The organism is Candidatus Methylomirabilota bacterium (assembly GCA_036001065.1).
Taxonomy (GTDB): Bacteria; Methylomirabilota; Methylomirabilia; order Rokubacteriales; family CSP1-6; genus MNEF01.
In genome coordinates this window covers 15,094-35,639 of the sequence record DASYUQ010000169.1, presented here as the reverse complement: position 1 = coordinate 35,639, position 20,546 = coordinate 15,094, and the positions used below count along the sequence as shown (strand labels likewise).

Annotated in this window: 21 protein-coding genes; 8 read left to right on the top strand and 13 right to left on the bottom strand. The window is 69.7% G+C overall.

The window, feature by feature from the left end; genetic code table 11:
• Positions 1-16 precede the first annotated feature (16 nt).
• Positions 17-328, top strand: a complete 312-nt coding sequence (locus VGV13_16540; GenBank protein HEV8642699.1) for a DUF4286 family protein — start codon at positions 17-19, stop codon at positions 326-328.
• Positions 232-720 carry a luciferase family protein gene (locus tag VGV13_16535; GenBank protein HEV8642698.1) on the top strand — a complete coding sequence of 163 codons (489 nt, stop codon included), beginning with the start codon at positions 232-234 and terminating at the stop codon, positions 718-720. Before VGV13_16540 ends, VGV13_16535 begins: the two co-directional genes overlap by 97 nt.
• 13 nt (positions 721-733) lie before the next feature.
• Here the strand turns inward: VGV13_16535 and VGV13_16530 are convergent, their stop codons facing one another.
• Both VGV13_16530 and VGV13_16525 read right to left on the bottom strand, forming a co-directional pair.
• Complete coding sequence (locus tag VGV13_16530) at positions 734-1,996, bottom strand: MFS transporter (protein ID HEV8642697.1); 1,263 nt, start codon at positions 1,994-1,996, stop codon at positions 734-736.
• A 6-nt stretch (positions 1,997-2,002) separates the two neighbouring features.
• Positions 2,003-2,326 carry a hypothetical protein gene (locus tag VGV13_16525; GenBank protein HEV8642696.1) on the bottom strand — a complete coding sequence of 108 codons (324 nt, stop codon included), beginning with the start codon at positions 2,324-2,326 and terminating at the stop codon, positions 2,003-2,005.
• Positions 2,327-2,606: 280 nt separating this feature from the next.
• Here VGV13_16525 and VGV13_16520 point away from each other — a divergent pair, with 280 nt between their 5' ends.
• Entirely contained in the window at positions 2,607-3,335 is a 729-nt protein-coding gene (locus VGV13_16520; protein HEV8642695.1) for an iron-containing redox enzyme family protein, read from the top strand.
• 137 nt (positions 3,336-3,472) lie between these two features.
• Here VGV13_16520 and VGV13_16515 read toward each other — a convergent pair whose 3' ends face one another.
• Positions 3,473-6,229, bottom strand: a complete 2,757-nt coding sequence (locus VGV13_16515; protein ID HEV8642694.1) for an MMPL family transporter — start codon at positions 6,227-6,229, stop codon at positions 3,473-3,475.
• 1 nt (position 6,230) lies between these two features.
• Positions 6,231-7,304, bottom strand: a complete 1,074-nt coding sequence (locus tag VGV13_16510) for an inositol-3-phosphate synthase (protein HEV8642693.1) — start codon at positions 7,302-7,304, stop codon at positions 6,231-6,233.
• Positions 7,305-7,437: 133 nt separating this feature from the next.
• Between VGV13_16510 and VGV13_16505 the strand changes: the two genes are divergently transcribed.
• Complete coding sequence (locus VGV13_16505; GenBank protein HEV8642692.1) at positions 7,438-8,190, top strand: 2OG-Fe(II) oxygenase; 753 nt, start codon at positions 7,438-7,440, stop codon at positions 8,188-8,190.
• On the opposite strand, the gene VGV13_16500 is transcribed toward VGV13_16505, so the two are convergent.
• Genes VGV13_16500 through shc form a run of 9 tightly spaced genes read right to left on the bottom strand, consistent with a single transcriptional unit; the run spans position 8,183 to position 17,532 of the window.
• Entirely contained in the window at positions 8,183-9,346 is a 1,164-nt protein-coding gene (locus VGV13_16500) for a CDP-alcohol phosphatidyltransferase family protein (protein HEV8642691.1), read from the bottom strand. The genes VGV13_16505 and VGV13_16500 overlap by 8 nt on opposite strands.
• Positions 9,343-10,083, bottom strand: coding sequence for a phosphocholine cytidylyltransferase family protein (locus VGV13_16495; protein HEV8642690.1), 741 nt, complete (start codon positions 10,081-10,083; stop codon positions 9,343-9,345). Before VGV13_16495 ends, VGV13_16500 begins: the two co-directional genes overlap by 4 nt.
• Positions 10,080-11,294, bottom strand: coding sequence for a thiamine pyrophosphate-dependent enzyme (locus tag VGV13_16490; protein HEV8642689.1), 1,215 nt, complete (start codon positions 11,292-11,294; stop codon positions 10,080-10,082). The genes VGV13_16495 and VGV13_16490 overlap by 4 nt, the downstream gene beginning before the upstream one ends.
• Entirely contained in the window at positions 11,294-12,961 is a 1,668-nt protein-coding gene (locus VGV13_16485; GenBank protein HEV8642688.1) for an isocitrate lyase/phosphoenolpyruvate mutase family protein, read from the bottom strand. Before VGV13_16485 ends, VGV13_16490 begins: the two co-directional genes overlap by 1 nt.
• Positions 12,958-13,590 (bottom strand): ABC transporter substrate-binding protein, encoded by a 633-nt coding sequence (locus tag VGV13_16480; GenBank protein ID HEV8642687.1) that lies wholly within the window; start codon positions 13,588-13,590, stop codon positions 12,958-12,960. The genes VGV13_16485 and VGV13_16480 overlap by 4 nt, the downstream gene beginning before the upstream one ends.
• Before the next feature lie 23 nt (positions 13,591-13,613).
• Positions 13,614-14,054 carry an outer membrane lipid asymmetry maintenance protein MlaD gene (gene mlaD / locus VGV13_16475; protein HEV8642686.1) on the bottom strand — a complete coding sequence of 147 codons (441 nt, stop codon included), beginning with the start codon at positions 14,052-14,054 and terminating at the stop codon, positions 13,614-13,616.
• The gene (locus VGV13_16470; GenBank protein ID HEV8642685.1) at positions 14,054-14,809 is read right to left on the bottom strand and encodes an ABC transporter ATP-binding protein; all 756 of its coding nucleotides are present in this window, start codon (positions 14,807-14,809) and stop codon (positions 14,054-14,056) included. Before VGV13_16470 ends, mlaD begins: the two co-directional genes overlap by 1 nt.
• Before the next feature lie 13 nt (positions 14,810-14,822).
• Entirely contained in the window at positions 14,823-15,617 is a 795-nt protein-coding gene (locus VGV13_16465) for an MlaE family lipid ABC transporter permease subunit (GenBank protein ID HEV8642684.1), read from the bottom strand.
• The gene (gene shc, locus VGV13_16460; GenBank protein HEV8642683.1) at positions 15,610-17,532 is read right to left on the bottom strand and encodes a squalene--hopene cyclase; all 1,923 of its coding nucleotides are present in this window, start codon (positions 17,530-17,532) and stop codon (positions 15,610-15,612) included. Before shc ends, VGV13_16465 begins: the two co-directional genes overlap by 8 nt.
• Positions 17,533-17,555: 23 nt before the next feature.
• Here shc and VGV13_16455 point away from each other — a divergent pair, with 23 nt between their 5' ends.
• From VGV13_16455 to VGV13_16440, 4 genes are read left to right on the top strand one after another with little or no spacing between them, the layout of a single operon-like run.
• Positions 17,556-18,305 (top strand): carotenoid biosynthesis protein, encoded by a 750-nt coding sequence (locus VGV13_16455; GenBank protein ID HEV8642682.1) that lies wholly within the window; start codon positions 17,556-17,558, stop codon positions 18,303-18,305.
• Positions 18,302-19,324: an adenosyl-hopene transferase HpnH gene (gene hpnH / locus VGV13_16450; protein ID HEV8642681.1), complete on the top strand. Its 1,023-nt coding sequence runs from the start codon at positions 18,302-18,304 to the stop codon at positions 19,322-19,324. The genes VGV13_16455 and hpnH overlap by 4 nt, the downstream gene beginning before the upstream one ends.
• 58 nt (positions 19,325-19,382) lie before the next feature.
• Positions 19,383-19,715, top strand: a complete 333-nt coding sequence (locus VGV13_16445; GenBank protein ID HEV8642680.1) for a hypothetical protein — start codon at positions 19,383-19,385, stop codon at positions 19,713-19,715.
• Positions 19,712-20,386, top strand: coding sequence for a hypothetical protein (locus VGV13_16440; GenBank protein ID HEV8642679.1), 675 nt, complete (start codon positions 19,712-19,714; stop codon positions 20,384-20,386). Before VGV13_16445 ends, VGV13_16440 begins: the two co-directional genes overlap by 4 nt.
• Positions 20,387-20,546: the final 160 nt, after the last annotated feature.

Below are 20,546 nucleotides of genomic sequence, written 5' to 3'. Positions count from 1 at the left end.
CCCCAGGAGGTTCGCCATGGCCACCGTGCTGTTCGTGGTGAAGGCCACCATCACCAAGGATCGGGAGGAAGCCTTCAACCGCTGGTACAACGAGGAGCATATTCCGCAGTTTCTCCAGTTCAAGGGCGCGGTCAGCGCCCGCCGGTACAAGGCCATCATGGGGGAGGACCGCTACCAGTACATGGCCGTCTACGAGCTGCAGGACGAAGCGACCTTCCGCCGGCTCATGGGATCGCCGCACTTCAAGCAGCTCAAGGCCGAGTACGACGCCGCGTTCGGCGTGGCGAGCGAGCGGGCGCGCTTCGCGTACACGCAGGTCTGGCCATAGTCCGGCGGTTCCGCGGTCTCGGCCGTGGGCGCCGGACGCGGCGTACGCTCACGCGGGGCGGGGCCGGGCCCGCCTACCGCCTGAACGAGGCCCTGGCGCGGTGGACGGGCGTGAAGATCACGCCCATGTTCGGGCGCTGGGGCTACTTCGTGGGCCCGCGGCTTTTCGCCTGCTTTCCCGTGCGGGAGAAGGACCGGGACCTGTGGATCCGCCTGACCGTCGAGGACCAGACGCGCGCGCTCCGTGATCCGCGCGTGCGCCCGCACCGCCGTTTCGCCCGCCGCGGCTGGGTGGAACTGATCATCGACGACCCCGCGCAGATGGAGCTGGCGCTGCGCTGGCTCCGGCGCGCCTGGTCCGCCGTCACGCGCAGCCCCGAGGCGGCCGACTGATCGCGGCCGGGCCCTAGCCCGACGTGGCGGCCTCGGCGCGGGCCTTGGCGTCGATCCGGTGGATCTTCACCAGGGGGACGAGGAACCACGCCAAGGCCGTCATCCCGGTCGAGATGAAGATGAGCGGCGTGTAGCCCAGCCAGTCGTACAGGTAACCGCCCACGATCTGCGAGCCCTGCACGCCGCCGTTGAACACCGACATCAGCAGGGCGAAGAACGTCGCCTCCACCCGGCGGGGGCAGCTCTTGGCCGCCAGGTCCAGGAAGGCGAGCTGCGTGATCATGCCGATGCAGCCGAAGACCGTGTCGATGACCACGGCGGAGAGCGGGCCGCGGTAGCCGAGGTAGGCCAGCGTGCCCCCGATGCCGATGCCGATCGCCAGGTTGATCAGCCTCTTGAGCGGCACCCACCGCGAGAGCGGCGCATAGACGAACGCCCCCACCACGGCGGCGATGGCCCCCAGCGAGCCGAGGATGCCGATGAACCGCTGGCTGAACTTCAGGACGTCCGTCTGGTAGTAGATGAGGGCGGGCCCGAACGAGGGGCTGAACGTCCAGAAGAAGATGAAGCCGGCTACCACCCACACGTCCCGCTCCCCCAGGGCCCCCCGTATCGCCGCCAAGGTCTCACGGAAGGCCTCGCGGTCGGCGGGCGCCGGGGCCTCGGTGACGAACAGGACCGCCATGAGGAACGAGATCAGCGGGAAGCAGGCGGCGATGGCGAAGGCGGCGTGGAGGTCGCGCTTCTCGGCCAGATGGCCTCCGAGAACCCCGACCAGCACCGTCGCGGCGTAGATCGCGGCCCACTGGACCGACTGGAAGGCGCCGGTGAGGCCGCGCGGCCGGCCGTTCTCCACCATGAGCGCGTCCACCAGCACGTCCGTGAAGGCCAGGCCCAGCCCCATGATCGTGAAGAAGATCGCCAGCCGCCAGTAGGAATGGTCCGCGACGAGCGCCATGGTGGCGCCGGCGCTCGTCGCTAGCGCGGAGGTGAGCAGCAGGTAGCTCTTCCGCCGCCGCCCGAAGAGCGGGACGAAGTCCGAGACGAGCCCGTAGACGGGCTTGATCAGCCACGGGATCGTGGTGATCGAGAAGAACGTCGCTACCTGGCCGGCCGACAGCCCGCGTTCCTTGAGAACGATGGTGATCGTCTGGTTGGGCAGGTACCACATGCCCTGGGCGAAGTAGACGATGGCGAAGAGAAGGGCGAGGCGTTGAGCGTCGGGAGTCTGGAAGGGGTGCAGCCTTCGGAGGCGGTCGAGCATCCCGGGCGCCATGATACTTTATCCGCTGCTGCGCAGCCGGCAGAAGACGCCCACGGTGTTGACGCCGCCGCCGACGCGGCCCGGCGCGGGATCGGGGATGGGGACCCGGTGCGTGTCTTCAACGATCGAGGATCGTCGCGCTTCACGGCTCGCGTCAGCGATGCCACGCGACCGGGCGTGGTCGTGATCGAAGGCATCTGGTGGCACCGCGTTCACTCGGGCGACCGCGCCGTCAACGTGCTGACCAGCGACCGGGTAACGGACCTGGGCGGCGGCCACGCCTTCCACTCGAACCTCGTCGAGGTCGCGCTCGCTCCCGCGGCCGGCGTATGATCCGGTCATGCCCGCCGCGTCCTCCGGGGACGGGTGAAGCCGCGCCGGTGCGGCCAGCGCAGCAAGCCAGGGATGGTCGTGCGCGCCGCAGGGCGGCCAGGGGCTGGGGCCCCTGCGCCCGAGGCGAGCCTATGCAGAGGCCCCTGGGCCATCGTCGCGGATAGCCGCCGGTGTAACGCCCGGCCGGCGGGTACTCATCGGAGGGCGGACGTTACGGCCCCCTCCGAGGCCTCCCCCAAAGAAGGGGGTTGCGCCGGCGGAGCCGGCGCTCGAACTGGAGGAGGATCCCATGGCGCTGTCACCGGCGGAGTTCGCGGCGAATCTACTCGAGGAAGCCCGGGAGACGCACCCCTGGCTCCACCACCGGCTCTTTCACCTGATCTACGAGGGCCGGCTCGACCGGCGCCAGGTCCAGCGGGTGATCCGGCAGCAGGGCTGCTTCTTCCTCGACACGCTCCGCCACGCGGCGTGGAAGATCGTCTCCGTCGGCGGCTACACGCCCACGTTCGAGGACCTCGAGCGCCAGCGCGCCTTGATCCCGCTGGTCGTCGAGGAGGGCGGCGAGGATACGATCGGCGGCAAGGCCACCGCCCACGCTTACCTCTTTCTCCGTCTGGCCGAGGCGCTGGGAATCTCGCGGGCCGAGGTGTTCGCGACGGAGTATCTGCCGACCACGATCATCGAGAAGAACGAGCTGTTCCTCCTGCAGCGCTCCTCCACGCTGGAGGCGCTGTGCGGCGGCAACATCGCCACCGAGTCGATCAATCCCCTCCACATGCAGCGGATGGCCGAGGCGATGGAGAAGCACTACGGAGTGGCCCGGGACGCGCTCGACTTCTACCTCGTCCACATGGAGGTGGAGGGCGATCACGCCGCGCGCGCCGTGCGGCTGCTCGAGCGGCTGGCCGTCACCGATGAACAGCAGACCTGGGGCCGGCTGGCGATGCGGCGCGCCATCACCGTGCGGCGCATCTGCGCCGACGGGATGCTCGAGGCCTTCGTCGGCGCCGCCGCCTAGCCGCGCGTCGGATTAAGCACCGCTCGAGCGCGGGTTTCGTCCGCGCAACCTGTGGGGAGGTTCAGAGGGGGCCGCGCGCGGCCCCCTCTGACTAGGAATCTCGGAGGGGGCCGTAACGTCCGCCCCCTCCGACCTGCCTAACCCGTTCCGACGGGCTCGACCGAGCGCGGGGCGGGCGGCGCCCGGCGGGCGGTGCGCATCTGCCGGACCATCCGCAGCAGCACGGGAAGCACGACCAGCGCCGCGATCAGGCTCGTGACTATCCCGAGCGTGAGCAGGAGCCCCAGCCCGAAGATCCCCCGGTGGCTGGCGAGCATCAGGCTGCCGAAGCCGACGATCGTGGTCAGGCCGTTGACCAGCACGGCCATGACCGTGCTGCGCGCGATGAGCGGCCCCTCGTAGTCTTGATCCTCCATGAAGCGCAGCACGATGTTCGAGCCGAACTCCGCGGCCGCGCCGAGTATCAGGGGGATCCCGAAGACGTTGCCCAGGGTGAGCTTCAGGTCGAAGAAGTACATGAGACCGAACGTCCACAGGAGACCCAGCCCCAGTGGCAGCAGCGCCAGGAGGGCCTCGCGCCAGCGCCGGATCGTGAGCGCGGTGAGGGCGGCCACCACCAGGATCGCGTAGACCGTACCCTGCTGATAGGCGCGCTCCATCAGCCGGATCGCCTCAAAGGTGATGACCGGCGTCCCCGTGACCTCCGGGTCGACCGATCGCAGCTCGGTGACGAAACGCCGCGCGCCCTCGCGGCCCCAGATGTCGACGGCGGGATGGATCTGCATCAGAAACTGGCCGCGGTCGCTGACGAACTTGCGCCGGATCTCGGGAGCCAGGTCAGTCAGGCCGATCCGCGGCGGCGTCAGGTTCGCCTGCAGCCTCTGGAAGCTCCGCAGGAAGTCCCGGTAGAGCTGTTGCTGGAGATGGGCCAGCGCGGCCTCGGTGGCGTCGCGGTCGCTCTGCCGGAGCTTCGTCAGCAGCTCGCTGAGCCGCTCGGCCAGCCGCCCGAGGCGGCGCTTGGCGTCACCGGGCGGCGCCTCGTTCGCCGCGATGTCCAGGCGTCGTTTCAGGGTCTCGAAGGCGCTGATCAGGCGCTCGAGGTCCACCGGCAGCGGTCGGTTCACCCGCACGGGCGCCGCCAGGGGGGCGAAGTCACTGATGATCTTCCGCTTCTCGTCCTGGTCCTCAGGGATCAGGAGCAGCGCCGAATCCACCTCCGACACGCTGGGCAGCCGGCTGAAGGCCGCGTGCTTGCGCCGCAGCTCTTCGAACGAGTCGGCGCTCGCCAGCGCGGCGAACCCCGAGCGCCCCGCCGTTGCCAGCACCTTCTTCTCCCAGACGACGGATTCGGTGCCTTTCGCCTGGAGGTTGAGCAGGTTGTAATCGAACTGGACCCAGCCGAGTCCCCAGGCGGAGACGGCGGTGACCAGGACCGCCAAGGCCAGGACCGTCTTGGGGTGGGCGGCGATGAGATCGAGCAACGGCACGCGGATCCGCTCCAGCTCCATCGCCCGCGGGATCGACCGCTGGGGCCGCTCGGCGTGCCGCCGGTCGACTAGCATGAGGGCGGCGGGGAAGACCGTCATCATCGCCAGCCAGGACACTAAAATCGCGCTTCCCGCGATGAGCCCCAGCTCCTGGAGCCCCCGGAAGTCCGTCAGCATGAGCACGTAGAAAGTGGCCGCGGCCGTGGCCGCGCCCACCAGCATGCCGGGACCGCTGCGGGCCGCCGTCACCTCGATCGCCTCCCGCAGGCTCCGGCCCAGAAACAGCTCCTCCTCGTAGCGGAACAAGAAGTAGATGCCGTAGTCGATGCCGATGCCGATGACGATCGAGATGAACATCACCGAGAAGAGCGACAGGTGGCCGACGGCCAGGGTGGCGACCCCGATCGACCAGCAGAGGCTCATGGCCAGCACGAACAGCATGAGCAGCGGCTTGCCCACGCGCAGGAAGGCGACGATCAGGAGGACCAGCGTCAGCGCGAAGGCCAGCAGGGTGGCCTTCTCGCTGTCCTGGAACGCCGCCGTCATCTCGTCGGTGGCCAGGGCCGGCTTGCCGGTGACGCCCACGTTGACCTGGGGAAAATCGCGCCGGAGCGAGGCGACGACGGTGCGGATCGCCTCGACCGCGTGGCGGTCGCGGCTGAAGCTGCCGGTCTCGCTCTCCGGCTCGGCCAGGATGAAGAGCAGGCGCTGGTCGTCGGACAGGAAATAGCCGGCGCCCGACTCGTCGACATCCGCCGAGAAGAGCGCGCCCCACGGCGATCGATACGGGGCCGGGCGCTCGAGGCGCGCTGAGACCTGGACCACCAGGTCCTCGATGAAGCGCAGGTCGCTGCTGCCCTTGGAGTCGTCGAGCCCCAGGTCGAAGAACCCGGTGACGAAGGCGTTGGCGATCTGCGTGGCCAGACCCGCCACCACCTGGTCGAGCGTGGGGCGGGCGGCGAAGGTCTCCATGAATTCCTGATAGTCGAAAACCTTGTCCCGGATCTCGCCCAGCTTCTCCTTCGACAGGTACAGGAGCGCGCGGCCCTCGAACTGCTTGGGATCGATACGGTAGGCGATGCGGCGGAGGGGGGCGTGCCGCCCGCGCAGCTCGCGGACCAGGCGGCTGGCGTAGACCTTCGCTTCCGGAAGCGACCGCGCTTCGACCACGATCACCAGGTCTTCGAGCTCGTCGAACTCGCGGTCGTACTCGACGTAGCGCTCGATGTAGGGTTGCCCCTGGGGCAGGAGCGCGCGCGTGGAGGTCGCGAAGGTGAGCGTGGTGAGGGCGTACCAGATGGAGGCCGCCGACAGCGCCAGCGCGCCGACCACCGTGAGAGCCGGGAACGCGCAGGCGGCCCGCACCAGCCGGCGCAGGACGCCGCCCGTCGTGGTGACGAGCGCCAAGCTACTCTTCGCCGCTGATGAACCGCTCCAGACGCTGGCGGGCCGCGTCGTCGGCCCACTGCTCCGGCGGTGATTTCATGAGGTACGCCGAGGGCGCCAGGAGCGCGCCCTTGAGGCCGCGGTCGAGCGCGATCTTGCAGCAGCGGATGGCGTCGATCACCACGCCGGCCGAGTTGGGCGAGTCCCAGACCTCGAGCTTCAGCTCCACCGTGACCGGCTGGTTGCCGAAGCTGCGGCCCTCCAGGCGGATGTACGCCCACTTGCGGTCTTCCAGCCAGGGCACGTAGTCGCTGGGCCCGATGTGGATCGCCTCGCTGGGCAGGTCGTGGCTGAGCTGCGAACGCACCGCGTCGGTCTTCGAGATCTTCTTCGACACCAGCCGCTCGCGCTCGAGCATGTTGTAGAAGTCGGTGTTGCCCCCGACGTTGAGCTGGCTCGTGCGCTCCAGGCGCACGCCGCGGTCCATGAACAGCCGCGCCAGCGCCCGGTGGACGATGGTGGCGCCCACCTGGGACTTGACGTCGTCGCCCACGATCGGCAGCCCGCGCTCCTCGAAGCGCCGGCGCCAGTACGCCTCCCGCGCGATGAAGACGGGGATGCAGTTGACGAAGGCGCAGCCGGCGTCGAGGATCTGCTCGACGTACCACTTGGTCGCCATCTCGCTGCCGACCGGGAGGAAGTTGACGACGACGTGCGTCCCCGTCTCTCTCAATATACCGACGATGTCGGCGGTCGAGCCGGGGGCCTTGCGGATCATCTGCGAGAGGTAGGTTCCCAGCCCGTCATGGGTCATGCCCCGGTACACTGGTACCCCCAGCGGCGGGACCTGGGCGAAGCGCACCGTATTGTTCGGCGCCTCCCCGATGGCCTCGGAGAGGTCGCGGCCGACCTTCCGCTCGTCGATGTCGAACGCCGCCGAGAACTCGATATCGCCGATATGGTATTCGCCCAGCCGCGGGTGCATCAGGCCAGGCACGAACCCGTCCTCGACCGTGGTGCGGTAGAATTGCACGCCCTGGACGAGGGCCGACGCGCAGTTGCCGACGCCGATGAGGGCGACGCGTACAGACGCCACGGATGCCTCCTTGGCCGATGTGAACGATGTCCCGACGCGACGAGCGGAGACGATCGCAACGCGCAGTGTAACATAGTCGGCGGCGAGGGCTCGCTGCCTGCGGGCGAGCCGACACGACCGCGGGGAGGTCCCAGTGCTCGATCCCGTGATGGACCCGGTGCAGGAAGAGATCGCGCGCGTGATCCGCGCGCTGGATATGGAAGCGGTGCGCGCAGCGTACTGGCGGCAGAACGAGTTCGTCTATCTGGAGCGCTGCCTGCCTCCGTCCGTCATCGAGCCGTTCGTCGCCGAGCTCGAGCGCGTGCGGCCGGCCGTTCACCGCAACTACATTCCCCGGCACAAGAAGGGCGGCAGCGTCAGCTACTTCACGCTGGCGGCCGAAGCCCCGGCCATCCTGGCGCTCTACCGCTCGCCCGCGTTCATCGACTTCCTGCGCCGAGTGACGGGACAAGCGCTCCAGTGCTGCCCCGCCACCGATCCGCACGCGTGCGCGCTCTACTACTACACCGAGCCGGGCGATCATATCGGCTTCCACTTCGACACGTCCTACTACAGGGGCGCCCGCTACACGGTGCTGGTGGGCCTCGTCGAGCGGTCGTCGAGCCGCCTGCTCTGCCAGCCGTACCGGAAGGACCCGCGGCGCCAGCCCCTGGAGCTCCGGCTGGCGACCGAGCCCGGCACCCTCGTCCTGTTCAACGGCGACAAGCTCTGGCACGCGATCACGCCGCTGGGCGAGGGCGAGGAGCGCGTGAGCCTCACGCTCGAGTACGTAAGCGACCCGGCGATGAGTCCGCTCGCGCGGTTCGTGTCGAACATGAAGGACTCGATCGCCTACTTCGGCTTCCGCTCGGTCTTCGGCGGCGCCCGCCGTGGCGGCCTCAGCTGAGCCGCGTCAGCCGGTAGACGAGGCGGCTCAACCAGAAAGCGTGACAGCCGACCGCCAGGAAGATCATGAGCGCGGGGAGCGCGCCCGGCCGGAGCGCCAGCCCCAGGATGAAGATGACGAGCATCGCGTAGAAGCCGTCTCGGTTGCTCAGCGCGTCGAGCAGCACACCGATCCGGCCGCCTCGGGCCGGCGGCGAGGTCTGCGTCAGCGTCGCGCTGGCCACGACGCCGATCGCCGCCAACAACCCGGCCAGCGCGGCGCCGTCGCCCCCGACCTGCTGGGCCGTCATGCCCATGGCCACGACCAGCAGCGCGTGGATGGCGGTGTCCACCGCCACATCGAGCCAGGCGCCGAATGGTGACTCGCTGAGCGTGAGCCGCGCGACCTCGCCATCGGCGTGGTCGAGGACGACGGCGCCCGCGTAGAACACCAGCCCGACGAGCGCGCGCGCCGGCGTCGCCTGCCAGAAGCACCAGACCGCCCCCAGGCCCACCAGCAGGCTGGCCAGGGTGACCTGGTTGGGCGTCATGCCCGCTGCGACCGCCGCCCGGCTCAGCGGACGCGACAGGCGCCGATGGAAGACCGTGTCGAGCCAGGTGTCGATGGCACTGGCCAGGTCAGCGCAGAGATGCGCCTCCGCCTCCTTCCGGGCCGCGGGCGACACCGCTCGCACGTACCAGCCGGGGCCCGGAATCGCCGCGACCTCCGCGCTCTGGAGGGCGCGCCCGAGCGCGTCTCCCAGCGGCCGACCCGCCGCGATCGACGTCCAGAGCGTCGCGGCCAGGGCCGCGCCGGCAGCGACCACGGGCGCGTCGCCGCCGCGGGAGGCGGTCAGAAGCGCGAGGGGAGGCGCGGTCAGCAGCGGGGCCAGCGCGGAGGGCGGGACGACGGCGGCGGCGGGCAGGAGCAGGAGCGGCCCACCCGGCGGTTTCGCGTCGTGAGCGAGCCAGACGGCGGCGGCGCGCGCGGAGGGGGTGGCCGCGATGGCGCGCTCGACGTGGCTGGCGCGGAAGATGTCCGGAACGTACACCCGGCGGCACCCCGCGCGGACCGCCGCCATCAGCATCCGGAAGGCGACCGGCCGTCCCGCCACCGCGGAACTCGCCGTGCTCGCGTCCGCGGGGCTCGCGAGATAGAGCGCGGCCTCGGTGATCACGCGCCGTCGAGCCGGACGACGTGCGGCAGCACCTCGTCCCGCGCCCGGCGCAGGTCCTCGGCGAAGTCGATCTCGGTCCAGGGCAGGCCGGTGATGTCGACCCACCCCACGTGATGCCGCGCGACCAGCAGGTGCAGGGCGTCTTCGTACTCGTTGAGGCCGTTGCCCTCGGCGATGACGCGCTCGAGCAGGCGGACCAGCTGGGGGCCGGCCTCGGCGCCGCACTTGAAGAAGCCCACGCCCTCGCCCACGAGCTCCCAGGACTCGGGCACGACCTTCTTGCCGAGCGCGATCACCCGATCGCCCCGCGTGTAGTACTTCACCTCCTCACCCGTGTCTTGGAATCCGTGATCGAGGAGGAAGGCGCTGGGAGCCGGCGCCGCCAGCAGGCGGCGCAGGAGCTCGCGGGGAAAGAGCACGTCGGCGTCCATCACCAGGGCGGGCTCGGCGAGGTGCTCGCGCGCGGCGTAGAGCGACAGCACCGAGCCCCTGGTGTACTCGGGGTTGTCGATATAGCGAACCCTCATCCGGCCGAAGCGCGCGCCCGCCACCGCGCGGATCTGGTCCGCGCAGTGACCGACGACGAGCACCGCTTCGGCGACGCCGACGGCCTCCAGGGTGGCCAGCATCCGAGTGAGCAGGGGCCGGTCGCCCACGGGCAGCAGGCACTTGTGCGTCCGGTCGGTGAGCGGCGCGAGCCGGCGGGCCACGCCGGCGGCGAGGATGATGGCCTTCATGTTCCCAGCACGGTGGCGCGAAAGCGGTCGCGGATCGCCGGCGGGGTGTGGGGGATCCGCGGGACCTTCGCCTGCTCCCGTGTCACCTTCACGAGGAGGAAGTGGGGACCGTCCGAGGAAAGCATCGTCCGGAGCGCCGCGGCGACCTCGTCGGCCTCCGTCACCGCCGCCACCGTCCGGTAGCCGGCTGCCCGGGCCACTCGATCGAGCCGGACGTGGGCCGACGCCGACCGCTGGTTGCCGGTCGAGCCGTACGCCTCGTTGTCCAAGACGCAGTGGATGAAGTTGGGGGGAGCCAGCGCGGTGGCGTTGGCGATGATGCCGAGGTTCATCAGGAGGTTACCGTCGCCGTCGAAGACGATCGTGCGCCGTTGGGGGCGGCCGAGCGCCACGCCCAGGCCGATGGCCGAAGCGAGGCCCATGGAGCCGATCATGTAGAAATTCTGCGGGCGGTCGGCGATCGCGCAGGACTCGCGCGACGGGTAGCCGTTGGCGTGGATGGCCGGCTCGTCGCCCAACTGCTTGATCGCCGCCGCGATCGCCTGCATCCGCGAAATCCTCGCCACCAACGGCCTATCCTCGGCGTGGTGGAGCGACCGCACTTCGAGCGCCGGCTTCGCCGGCGCAATCCTCGTCCTGGGGGAGGCCTCGGAGGGGGCCGTCGAGGCCCCCTCCGACGATCGCAAGGGGGCGAAGCCCCCCTCCGAGGAAGATGCCCCCTCCGAATGAAATAGGCCGGGCGGGACGAGCAGCGCGACCGGGCTCATGCGGGCGTCCATCTGCTCCCGCGCCCAGGCGACGTCAGCCTCGAGCGAGTCGCGGGCGAGCACGTGATAGGGAATGCCCAGCAGGTCCAGCAGGCGCGGCGAGATCTCGCCCATGAGAATGTGTTCGGGCGCGTCCTGGCCGCCGAAGCCGCGCCAGGTGACGAGGAGCAGGGCCGGCAGGCCGTACATCAAGGCGAAGGAGGCGAGCGCGTTCAGGCTCGTGCCGAGCCCCGAGTTCTGCATGAGGACCGCGGGGCGCCGACCGGCGAGCCAGGCACCCCCGGCCAGGCCCACCGCCACGTCTTCGCGGACGGCGTCGATGTAGGGGAGGCGCGGATGGCTCTCGAGCGCCGCGATCAGGTCCTCGATCAGCGAGCAGGGTACGCCCGCGAAGAAATCGAATCCCCGGCGCTCCAGCAGGGCGGCGAACTCGCGTCCGGTCACTACGACCTGATCTCGGCCCAGGCGCGCTGGTAGTCTTCGAACGTGTCGATCTCGAGCCAGCCCTTCCACGTGCTCACGCACGTGACGGGGTGGTCGGTCGCCACCAGCGTCTGCAGCAGGTCCGTGAAGGCGGCGTACCGGATGCTGGCCGCCTCGTGAAAGGGCGCGGCGCCCGCGGCCACGGCGCGGGCGTGGGTCTCGCGCGCGAGCTCCACGCCCCGCGGCGAAAACGCCGCCAGCCCGATGAACTCGCCGGTGGCCGCCTCCGGGGCGATGCGCTGGCCGATCAGCACCAGCTCGTCACGCCAGTCCTCGCCGAGCGAGCGGCGGCCGGGCCGGGGCGGGTCGGACGTGACCACCAGATCCACGGGCTTGGCCAGCGGCAGCAGGCGGTCCCGCTGGTCCACCCAGGCGCGGTCCACGGCGATGACGACGTCCCCTTCGGCGCGGAGCACCTTCTCCAGCACCGCGCGCTCGAACAGGATGTCCGAGTAGAGGAAGAGGACGCGGCCGTGCAGCTCGGGCTCGGCCGCGAAGAGCGAGGCGAGCTCGCCGCTCTCGTCGAAGGCATCGTTGTCGTAGAAGCGCACCCCCGGGGCCGTCACGGTCTCCTTGCGGTAGCCGCGGACCACCGCGATCTCCTGGACGCCGCAGGCGCGCAATGTCTCGAGCTGCCGCTCCAGCACCGTCCGCCCCTTGATGTCGAGCATGCACTGGGGCCGGTCTTCCGTCAGCGGCAGGAGCGACTTCCCCGAGCCCGCCGCGATGATGACGGCCCGCACGTCGGAGGCGCCCCGCGGCAGGAACTCCGTCTCGATCTGCTTGAACTCGTCCACCCCGACGTGGCGGTAGATCTCCTCCAGCGTGACGATGTGGGGGGCCAGGGCGTCGAGGCAGCGGGCCCGCCGGAGCGTCGCCAGCGTCTCCTGCACTCCCTTCACGGCGCCCCGCAGCACCTGGTTCGCCCAGATGACGAGCTTGACGCCCGCCGCCTCCAGCTCCTCGAAGGTCACCGACGGGTAGAGGGTGGGCACCACCACGATGGGCGTGGGCCGGTCCCAGAGCCGCATGAACTCGAGCACCTCGGCCGCGGTCGGCGCCTTGGAGTGCATCAGGATCATGTCGGCCCCGGCCTCGGCGTAGGCGTAGGCGCGCCGCAGCGCCTCCTTCATCCCCCAGCCGGCGATCAGCGCCTCGGAGCGGGCGATGATGACCGTCGCCGGATCCCGCTGGGCCTTCCTGGCCGCGCGGATCTTGCCGGCGTGCTCCTCGATCGATGCCAGCTCGCGCCGCATCCCCGGGTAGAGGCTGCACTTCTTGGGAAAGAGGTTGTCCTCCATGCAGATGCCGGCGATGCCCGCCCGCTCGTATTCCTCCACCGTCCGCACGACGTTCACGACATTGCCGTAGCCGTTGTCACAGTCCGCGATGACGGGGACGCTCACGGCGTTGTCGATGTGCCGCGCCGCCTCCAGCGTCTCGGTCATCGTCAGGAGGTTGACGTCGGGCATGGCGCGCTGGGCGGCGGAGACGGTGAAGCTGGACGACCAGACCACGGGAAACCCCGCGGCCTCGATCAGCTTGGCGCTGAGCGCGTCGTGGGCCCCCACCGCGGGGACCAGGCCGGGACGGGCCAGCAACTCGCGGAGCGCGCGCGCCTTGCTCATGTCCGCTTCTTCTCCTGCTCGAGGAACTCTTCCTGTTTGGTCTTCATCTTCTTGACCAGCTCCTGGTAGGACGAGGTCTGGATGATCTTGTTGAACTGCGTGCGGTAGTTGGCGACCAGGCTCACGCCCTCGATGATCACGTCGTAGACGAGCCAGCGCTCGCCCTTCCGCAGCAGGCGGTAGTCGACGGGGATCTCGGTCCCCTGCTTGGTGATGATCTTGGTCTTCACGACGGCCTGGTCGCCCTCGATGGTCTCTCCGATGTAGGTGATCCGCTCGCCGTCGAACAGCTCGACCTTCGAGATGTACGAGCGCTCCAGGAGATCGGCGAACAGCGCCACGAACTCACCGCGCTCGGCCGGCGTGCGCGCCAGCCAGTGGCGCGCCAGCGAGCGCTTGGCGGTCTCGCCGAAGTCGAAGATCTCCTCCGCGATCTTGCGCACCGCCACCCGGCGCTCTGTGTTCTTGCCTTCCTTGTTGAGCTCGGGGTCCTCGAGCGTCTTCACGACCTTGTCGATCTGGGCGCGAAGCTGCTCGGTCGGACCGGCGGCGGCCGCGGGCGCCGGGCGGACCACCGCGGCCAGGGCGAGGGCGACCACGAGCGCGAACCCACACTGTAGCGACGTCATCGGCGGACCTCCCGTTCCTGCGACTACACCTTTCCGAACACGTACTTGGAGATCAGCTCCTCGAGGTCGACGGGAGCCTCGATCTCGCGGATGCGGCCACCCGGCGCGATGAGCTTCTCGGAGGCGCCGGGACTGATGCGAATGAATTTCTCCCCGATCAGGCCCTTCGTCTTGATCGACGCAATCGCATCTTCCTGTAGCTTCACGTCCGAATCGAGCCGGAGGACGACGTGCGCCTGGTAGTCCGCCAACCCGATGGACTCGACCCGTCCGACCTCGACGCCGGCGATCTCGACGCTCGCTCCGGGTCGCAAGCCTCCCACGGAGGGGAATTCGGCCGTCAGCAGATAGCCGCCGCCCGCGAACAAACTGACCCTGCCGAGTTTAATGGAAAGGTACCCCAATGCCAAGATACCCAGGACGACGAAGATCCCCACCGCGATATTCACCTTGGACCGCTCCATCAGCCGCTCTCCTTGAAGGCCATGCCTTGGTCGGGCTCGCCGCGGATGAACTGCTGGACGATGGGATTCCGCGACCCCTGGATCGCCTCCGGCGGGCCGACCTCGACGATCCGGCCGTCGTGCAGCATCGCCACTGTATCGGCGATTCCGAAGATCTCCGGGATCTCGTGGCTCACCATCACCGCGGTGAAGCCGAAGCGCCGGTGGAGATCCCGGATGAGCCCGTGGATGCTGTTCACGAGGATGGGATCGAGCCCGGTCGTCGGCTCGTCGAAGAAGACGATCTCCGGCTCCGTGATGAGCGCCCGCGCGATCGCCACGCGCTTGCGCATGCCCCCCGAGATCTCCTCCGGGAACTTGGGGCCGACGCCCTCCAGCCCGACCTGGGCCAACGCCGCCTCCACGCGCTTGGCGATCTCCGCGTGGCCCAGGCGGGTCTTCTCGCGCAGCGGGAAGGCGACGTTCTGCGCGCACGTCAGCGAGTCGAAGAGCGCGCCTCCTTGGAAGACGACCCCGTATCGCTCGCGGACCCGGTCGACCTCGCGCCGGGAGACGCCGGTCAGGTCGACGCCGCCCACCAGGACGCGGCCGGCGTCCGGGCGCAGGAGGCCGAGCAGGTGCTTGAGGAAGACCGATTTGCCGCCGCCGCTCCGACCGATGATGATCGTGATCGACCCATCGCGCACTTCCAGCTCCAGGCCGCGGAGGACCGGCTGGCTGCCAAAAGATTTGGTGAGCCCCTCGACCTTTATCATAGGCTCGCCGCGATCACGGCAGCACCGAGCCCATGAAGTAGTCCCAGAGCAGGATGAGCACGGACGACAGCACCACCGCCTGCGTCGTCGCCCGCGCCACGCCCTCGGCGCCGCGGCCGACGTAGTAGCCCTTGTAGGTGCAGACCCAGGTGACGAGCACGCCGAAGGACAGCGACTTCCAGAAGCCGGTCAGGATGTCGTCCAGGCGGACGAACGTCTGCATCTCGCCGAAGTAGGTGCCTTCCGAAAGCCCCAGAAGCTTCACCCCCACCAGGTAGCCGCCGAAGATCCCCACCACGTCGAAGATCGCGGTCATGAGAGGGAAGGTGACGAGGCCGGCGAGGATCGACGGCGTCACCAGGTAGCGAAACGGGCTCAGCGCCATCACCGTGAGCGCGTCGATCTGCTCGGTGATCCGCATGATCCCGATCTCGGCGGTGAGTGCCGAGCCGGCCCGGCCCGTCACCATGAGCGCGGCCAGTACCGGCCCCATCTCCCGGATCATCCCCAGCGCCACCGCCGGGCCCAGGAAGGCCTCCGAGCCGAACCGGGAGAGGGTCAGGAAGAGTTGCAGGCCGAGCACCATCCCGGTGAACGCGCCCGTCAGGACGATGATGACCAGCGAGCGGTAACCGATGTAATCGATGCGGTCGACGAAGGCGCGGACCTTGAACGGCGGCGTGACCATGGAGAGGAGGGCGCGCGCGAAGAACGAGCCGAAGCGCCCGAGCGATTCGAGCAGGCCGAGCACCCGTTCGCCCAGCAGCTCGAACGGACGGAGCACCACCCAGGTGGGAGCGTCAGCCATCGAAGGTGCGGCGGTAGACCCCGAGCGCCCAGAGGGGAAAGTACGCGGCGTAGAGGTGGTACTTGAGCATGAAGACGCGGGGGAAGCCGGTCCCGTTCCAGAGCGAGTCTTCCCAGGAGCCGTCTTCGCGCTGCGACCTCAAGAGATAACCGATGCCGGCGTCGATGACGCGCCGGTTGGTGGAGCCGGCCGCCAGGAGCCCCAGCAAGGCCCAGGCGGTCTGGCTCGGGATCGAGTCGCCCTTGCCGGCCAGCTCCGGCCGGTCGTAGCTCTCGCAGGTCTCGCCCCAGCCGCCGTCCGGATTCTGGTGACGCTCCAACCAGCGCACCGCCCGCTGCACGTACTCCTGCCGGAGATCCTCGCCGATCGCGCGCAGTCCCCGCAGCACCGACCACGTGCCGTAGATGTAGTTCACGCCCCAGCGGCCGAACCAGGGGCCGTCGTGGCGCTGCGTGTGCCGGAGGAACTGGAGCGCGCGCCGGGAGGGCTCGAAGTCCGGTCGGTAGCCACAGGTGCCGAGCAGCTCCAGCCCGCGGCCGGTGAGGTCCTCGGTGGAGGGATCGAGCAGCGCGCCGTGGTCGGCGAACGGGATGTTGTTGAGGTAGAGCCGCTTCTGGTCGGTGTCGAACGAGGCCCAGCCGCCGTCGGTCGCCTGCATACCGAGGAGCCAGCCCAGGCCGCGCTCCTGAGCCGTCCGCACGCGGTCGGGGTCGAGGCCGCGGAGCTTCTCGAGCGCCATGAGCACGATGGCGGTGTCGTCCAGGTCCGGGTAGTAGTCGTTCGCGTACTGAAAGACCCAGCCGCCCGGCTGCACGTACGGCCGCCTCACCTGCCAGTCGCCGGGCACCAGCACCTGGCGATCGAGCAGCCACTCGCCCGCGCGTCGCAGCGCGGGATGGTCGGGCTCGAGGTCGCTCTCGACGAGCGCGTTGATGGCCAGCGCCGTGTCCCACACCGGCGACACGCAGGGCTGGTAGTGGATCTCGTCGGCATCCTCGCGCGCGAGCGCCTCGATCTCCTTGAGCTGGCCACGGATCAGAGGATGGTCGTCGGGATAGCCGAGCAGTCGCAAGGCCAGCACCGCGTAGGCCATCGCCGGGTAGATCCCGCCCAGCCCGCCGGGCACGGCCAGTCGCTCCTCCAGCCACAACCGCGCCGCCTCCACCGCGCGCTTGCGCAGGGGCCGGGGCGAGAACCGCTCCCAGATCTTGAGACCGTCGTCCACGGCGATGAAGAAGCTCTTCCAGAACAGCGCGCGCCACGAGAACGGCTCGGGCACGCGGGAGAAGCGCAGGCTGGTCTGCTCGCGCGGCACCGGCCACAGCTCGTCGAGGGAGAGGTGAGGCGGGAGCCACTTCACCGGCTTGCGGTCCATGATGATGAGCAGCGGCACGATCACGGTCCGCGACCAGTACGAGACCTCGTAGATGTTGAACAGGAAGAACGGCGGCGGCAGCAGCATGATCTCCACCGGCATCGCCGGCACGCCGTTCCAGTCGTACTCGCCGAAGAGCGCCAGCTGGATCTTGGTGAAGACGTTGGCCCGGGCCGGACCACCCATGGCCCGGATGCGCTGGCGGGCCCGAACCATGGCCGGATCGTCGACCGCCACGCCGGCCATCTTCATGGCGAAGTACGCCTTGATCGTGGCCGACAGATTGGTCGGCCCCCCCTCGAAGAGATTGAAGCCCCCGTCGGGGAGCTGCCGCGACCTCAGATACCGCACCGCCTTGAGCTCCCGCTCCCGATTCACCCGGTCGATGAGGTGACCGAGCAGCAGGTACTCGGACGTGATCGTCGTGTCGGCTTCCAGCTCGCCGACCCAGGCGCCATCGTCGGCTTGACGGGAGAGGAGGTGGGCCTGGGCGCGGGAAATGGCTTCGGGGAGCCCTGTCACGATCGCTGATGGTAACATGCGGATTCGTCGCGGAAAACCCAATGGAGCTGCTCGTCGGCACGATCGTGCTGCGCCCCTATGTCTTCGGCTTCCTGGCGGCGTTCCTGGCCGCCGGGGCCGCCGACCTCGGGTGGCGCCGCACGCTGCTCTTCGCGGCCGGGGTCTGGCCGGTGGCGTGGCTTGCCGAGTTCTCCTCGACGCGCGTGGGCGTGCCCTTCGGGCTCTACCACTACACCGCCACCACGCGAGGGCAGGAGCTCTACATCGCCAACGTGCCGTTCATGGATTCGCTCTCGTTCACGTTCCTGGCCTACGCGGCGTTCTGCCTGGCCCGCGCGGCCCTCGCCGGTCGGCGGGTATCCCGCCTGGCGCTGGCTGGGTGCACGGGGTTCGTGATGATGCTTCTGGACGTGGTGATCGATCCCCTCGCCGTGCGCGGCGACCGCTGGTTCCTGGGACGGGTCTTCTACTATCCGGAGGGCGGCGCCTACTTCGGTGTCCCGCTGTCGAACTTCGCCGGGTGGTGGCTGGTGGGGGCGGTCGGCGTGGGCGCGTATCTGCTCGCGGGAGGAGCGGGCGCAGCCCCCGGAGACCGCCGCCTCTGGCCCGGCATCGCGCTATACTACGCGGTGCTCGGGTTCAATTTGGCCGTGACGGCGTGGATCGGTGAGTGGCCGCTCTTCGGGGTGGGCCTCGCGCTCCACGCGCTCAGCGCGGTCTCTCTGCGCGCGGTGCGTCTGACCGCCGAGAGGGGCGGCGGTTTCGGAGCGAGGGGGGTCGAGAGCGCATGACTGTTCCGCTGTCGCAGATGTGGACCGTGGCGACGTACGTGCTCCAGCAGAAGCTCAAGGGGCAAGCGCGCTATCCGCTCGTCCTCATGCTGGAGCCGCTGTTCCGGTGCAACCTGGCCTGCGCCGGCTGCGGCAAGATCCAGTACCCCGCCCACATCCTGAAGCGGCACCTCACGGTGGAGCAGTGCCTGCAGGCGGTGGAGGAGTGCGGCGCGCCGATGGTCAGCATCCCCGGGGGCGAGCCGCTGATGTACCCGGAGATCGGCCCCCTGGTGAAGGAGCTGGTCGTCCGGAAGAAGTACATCTACCTCTGCACCAATGCGATCCTGCTCAAGGAGAAACTGGAGGAGGGGATGTTCGCACCCTCGAAGTACCTCTCCTTCAGCATCCATATGGACGGCCCCCGCCAGGAGCACGACGAGTCCGTCTGCCGCGAGGGCGTGTACGACGAGGCGGTGGAGGGGATCAAGGAGGCGCTCCGGCGGGGCTTCCGCGTCACCACCAACACGACCCTCTTCGAGGGCGCCAGCCCGCTCCGCATGCGCCAGTTCTTCGACGAGATGATGGACCTCGGCGTCGAGGGGATGATGATCTCCCCCGGCTACAGCTACTCGAAGGCGCCGGACCAGGAGCACTTCCTGCGGCGCCAGCGGGCCAACGAGCTGTTCTCGACGATGCTCGCCCGGGCCAAGCGGCGGTGGCGGTTCAACCAGTCGCCGCTCTTCCTGCAGTTCCTCATGGGCAAGCAGGACTTCGAGTGCACGCCCTGGGGCAATCCGACCTACAACCTCTTCGGCTGGCAGCGCCCCTGCTATCTGCTGCAAGAGGGGTACGCGTCGACGTTCCAGGAGCTGATGGAGACGACCAGGTGGGATCAGTACGGCCGCAAGAGCGGCAACCCGAAGTGCCGTGACTGCATGGTTCACTGCGGGTACGAGGCCACCGCGGTGGATCACACCTTCAGTTCCTGGCGCGGCTTCAGGGACTCCGTCGTCGCCACCGTCACCGGCCGGCTCTGATGGTCGTGCGAGTCGCAGGCCGGCCGGGGGCTGGGGCCCCCGCGTCCGAGACGAGGTTATGACGGAAGAGCGGTCCGTCGAGGGCTGGTCGCCGACGATCGGCGCCGGCGTCACCCTCGACGAGGTGATCGACCTCGCCTTCGATTATCGCGGGGACGTCACGATCGTCCGGCGGGACGGCACCGAGGTGGTCGGCTACGTCTACAACCGCAACCGCGACGTGCCCGAGCCGTTCTTGCAGCTGTTCGACCCCACCGGCGCCTCGCACACCCTGCGTTACGCCGCGGTCCGCACGGTCCGGTTCACGGGCAAGGACACGGCGGCCGGAAAGTCGTACGAGGCCTGGCTCCGTCGCAAGGCCCAGGCCGAAGAGTCCGCACCGCTGGCGTGACGCACGTCCTCGTGCTCACCGCCGTCGACCTGGAAGCCCGGGGCCTGGCCCGGCACCTGGGCCTGGCGCCCGTGGGCGACGCCCGCTGGCCGCATTATCGTGGGGGCGCGCTCGAGATCGCGGGCATCGGCGTGCGCGGAACCTGCCTGGAGGAGCGCGTGGCCGGCGGTCCTCCGCCCTCGCTCGTCGTGTCGGCGGGCGCTTGTGGCGCGCTGGCGCCGGATCTGGCCGCGGGTGATCTCGTCGTGCCCGAGACCGTGATGGCCCCCACCGGGGCCCGGCACGCAACCGATCCCTGGCCCGGGCTCCTCCGCGCCGGCGCGCTCCTCACCGTAGCCGAGCTCGTGGAGACCCCCGCCGCCAAGGCCAGGCTCTGGGTGGCGACGGGCGCCCTGGCCGTCGACATGGAGTCCGCGACGATCCTGGCCTGGGCCCGCGCGCGCGGCGTGCCGGTCGTCGTCGTGCGCGGCGTCGCCGACACGGCGCAGCAGACGGTGCCCGCCGATCTCGCCGCGCTGGTGGAGCCCGGCGGCGGCGTCCGCGCCGGGCGGGCCCTGCGCGTCGCGCTGGGGCGCCCGCGCGCGGTGGCTGACGCGGTGACTCTCGGGCACGGCACCGCCGCCGCCCTCAAAACCGTGGCGGCCGCGCTGGGAAGGATCGCGCGGTCATGAGGGTCGTCGGGCCGAGCGGGTCCTGTCCGGGTCGCGGCCCCCGTCCGGCCTCGTTGTCGGTGGCTTGCGTTGCGGGTGGGGCGGATCAACCCGTCGCGTCCGGCGTCATATCTCACTGCTTTCCGCGCGTGGTGCCACGCGAGGGCCGGACGGGAACCGC

What these genes read in the sequence shown, in the direction of transcription:
- VGV13_16525 (HEV8642696.1), bottom strand. Translation starts at nt 2,326, where the DNA reads ATGACCGGATCATACGCCGGCCGCGGGAGCGAGCGCGACCTCGACGAG.
- VGV13_16485 (HEV8642688.1), bottom strand. Translation starts at nt 12,961, where the DNA reads ATGAGCAAGGCGCGCGCGCTCCGCGAGTTGCTGGCCCGTCCCGGCCTG.
- hpnH (HEV8642681.1), top strand. Translation starts at nt 18,302, where the DNA reads ATGACTGTTCCGCTGTCGCAGATGTGGACCGTGGCGACGTACGTGCTC.
- VGV13_16540 (HEV8642699.1), top strand. Translation starts at nt 17, where the DNA reads ATGGCCACCGTGCTGTTCGTGGTGAAGGCCACCATCACCAAGGATCGG.
- VGV13_16495 (HEV8642690.1), bottom strand. Translation starts at nt 10,083, where the DNA reads ATGAAGGCCATCATCCTCGCCGCCGGCGTGGCCCGCCGGCTCGCGCCG.
- mlaD (HEV8642686.1), bottom strand. Translation starts at nt 14,054, where the DNA reads ATGGAGCGGTCCAAGGTGAATATCGCGGTGGGGATCTTCGTCGTCCTG.
- VGV13_16470 (HEV8642685.1), bottom strand. Translation starts at nt 14,809, where the DNA reads ATGATAAAGGTCGAGGGGCTCACCAAATCTTTTGGCAGCCAGCCGGTC.
- VGV13_16530 (HEV8642697.1), bottom strand. Translation starts at nt 1,996, where the DNA reads ATGGCGCCCGGGATGCTCGACCGCCTCCGAAGGCTGCACCCCTTCCAG.
- VGV13_16445 (HEV8642680.1), top strand. Translation starts at nt 19,383, where the DNA reads ATGACGGAAGAGCGGTCCGTCGAGGGCTGGTCGCCGACGATCGGCGCC.
- VGV13_16465 (HEV8642684.1), bottom strand. Translation starts at nt 15,617, where the DNA reads ATGGCTGACGCTCCCACCTGGGTGGTGCTCCGTCCGTTCGAGCTGCTG.
- VGV13_16480 (HEV8642687.1), bottom strand. Translation starts at nt 13,590, where the DNA reads ATGACGTCGCTACAGTGTGGGTTCGCGCTCGTGGTCGCCCTCGCCCTG.
- shc (HEV8642683.1), bottom strand. Translation starts at nt 17,532, where the DNA reads ATGTTACCATCAGCGATCGTGACAGGGCTCCCCGAAGCCATTTCCCGC.
- VGV13_16455 (HEV8642682.1), top strand. Translation starts at nt 17,556, where the DNA reads ATGGAGCTGCTCGTCGGCACGATCGTGCTGCGCCCCTATGTCTTCGGC.
- VGV13_16520 (HEV8642695.1), top strand. Translation starts at nt 2,607, where the DNA reads ATGGCGCTGTCACCGGCGGAGTTCGCGGCGAATCTACTCGAGGAAGCC.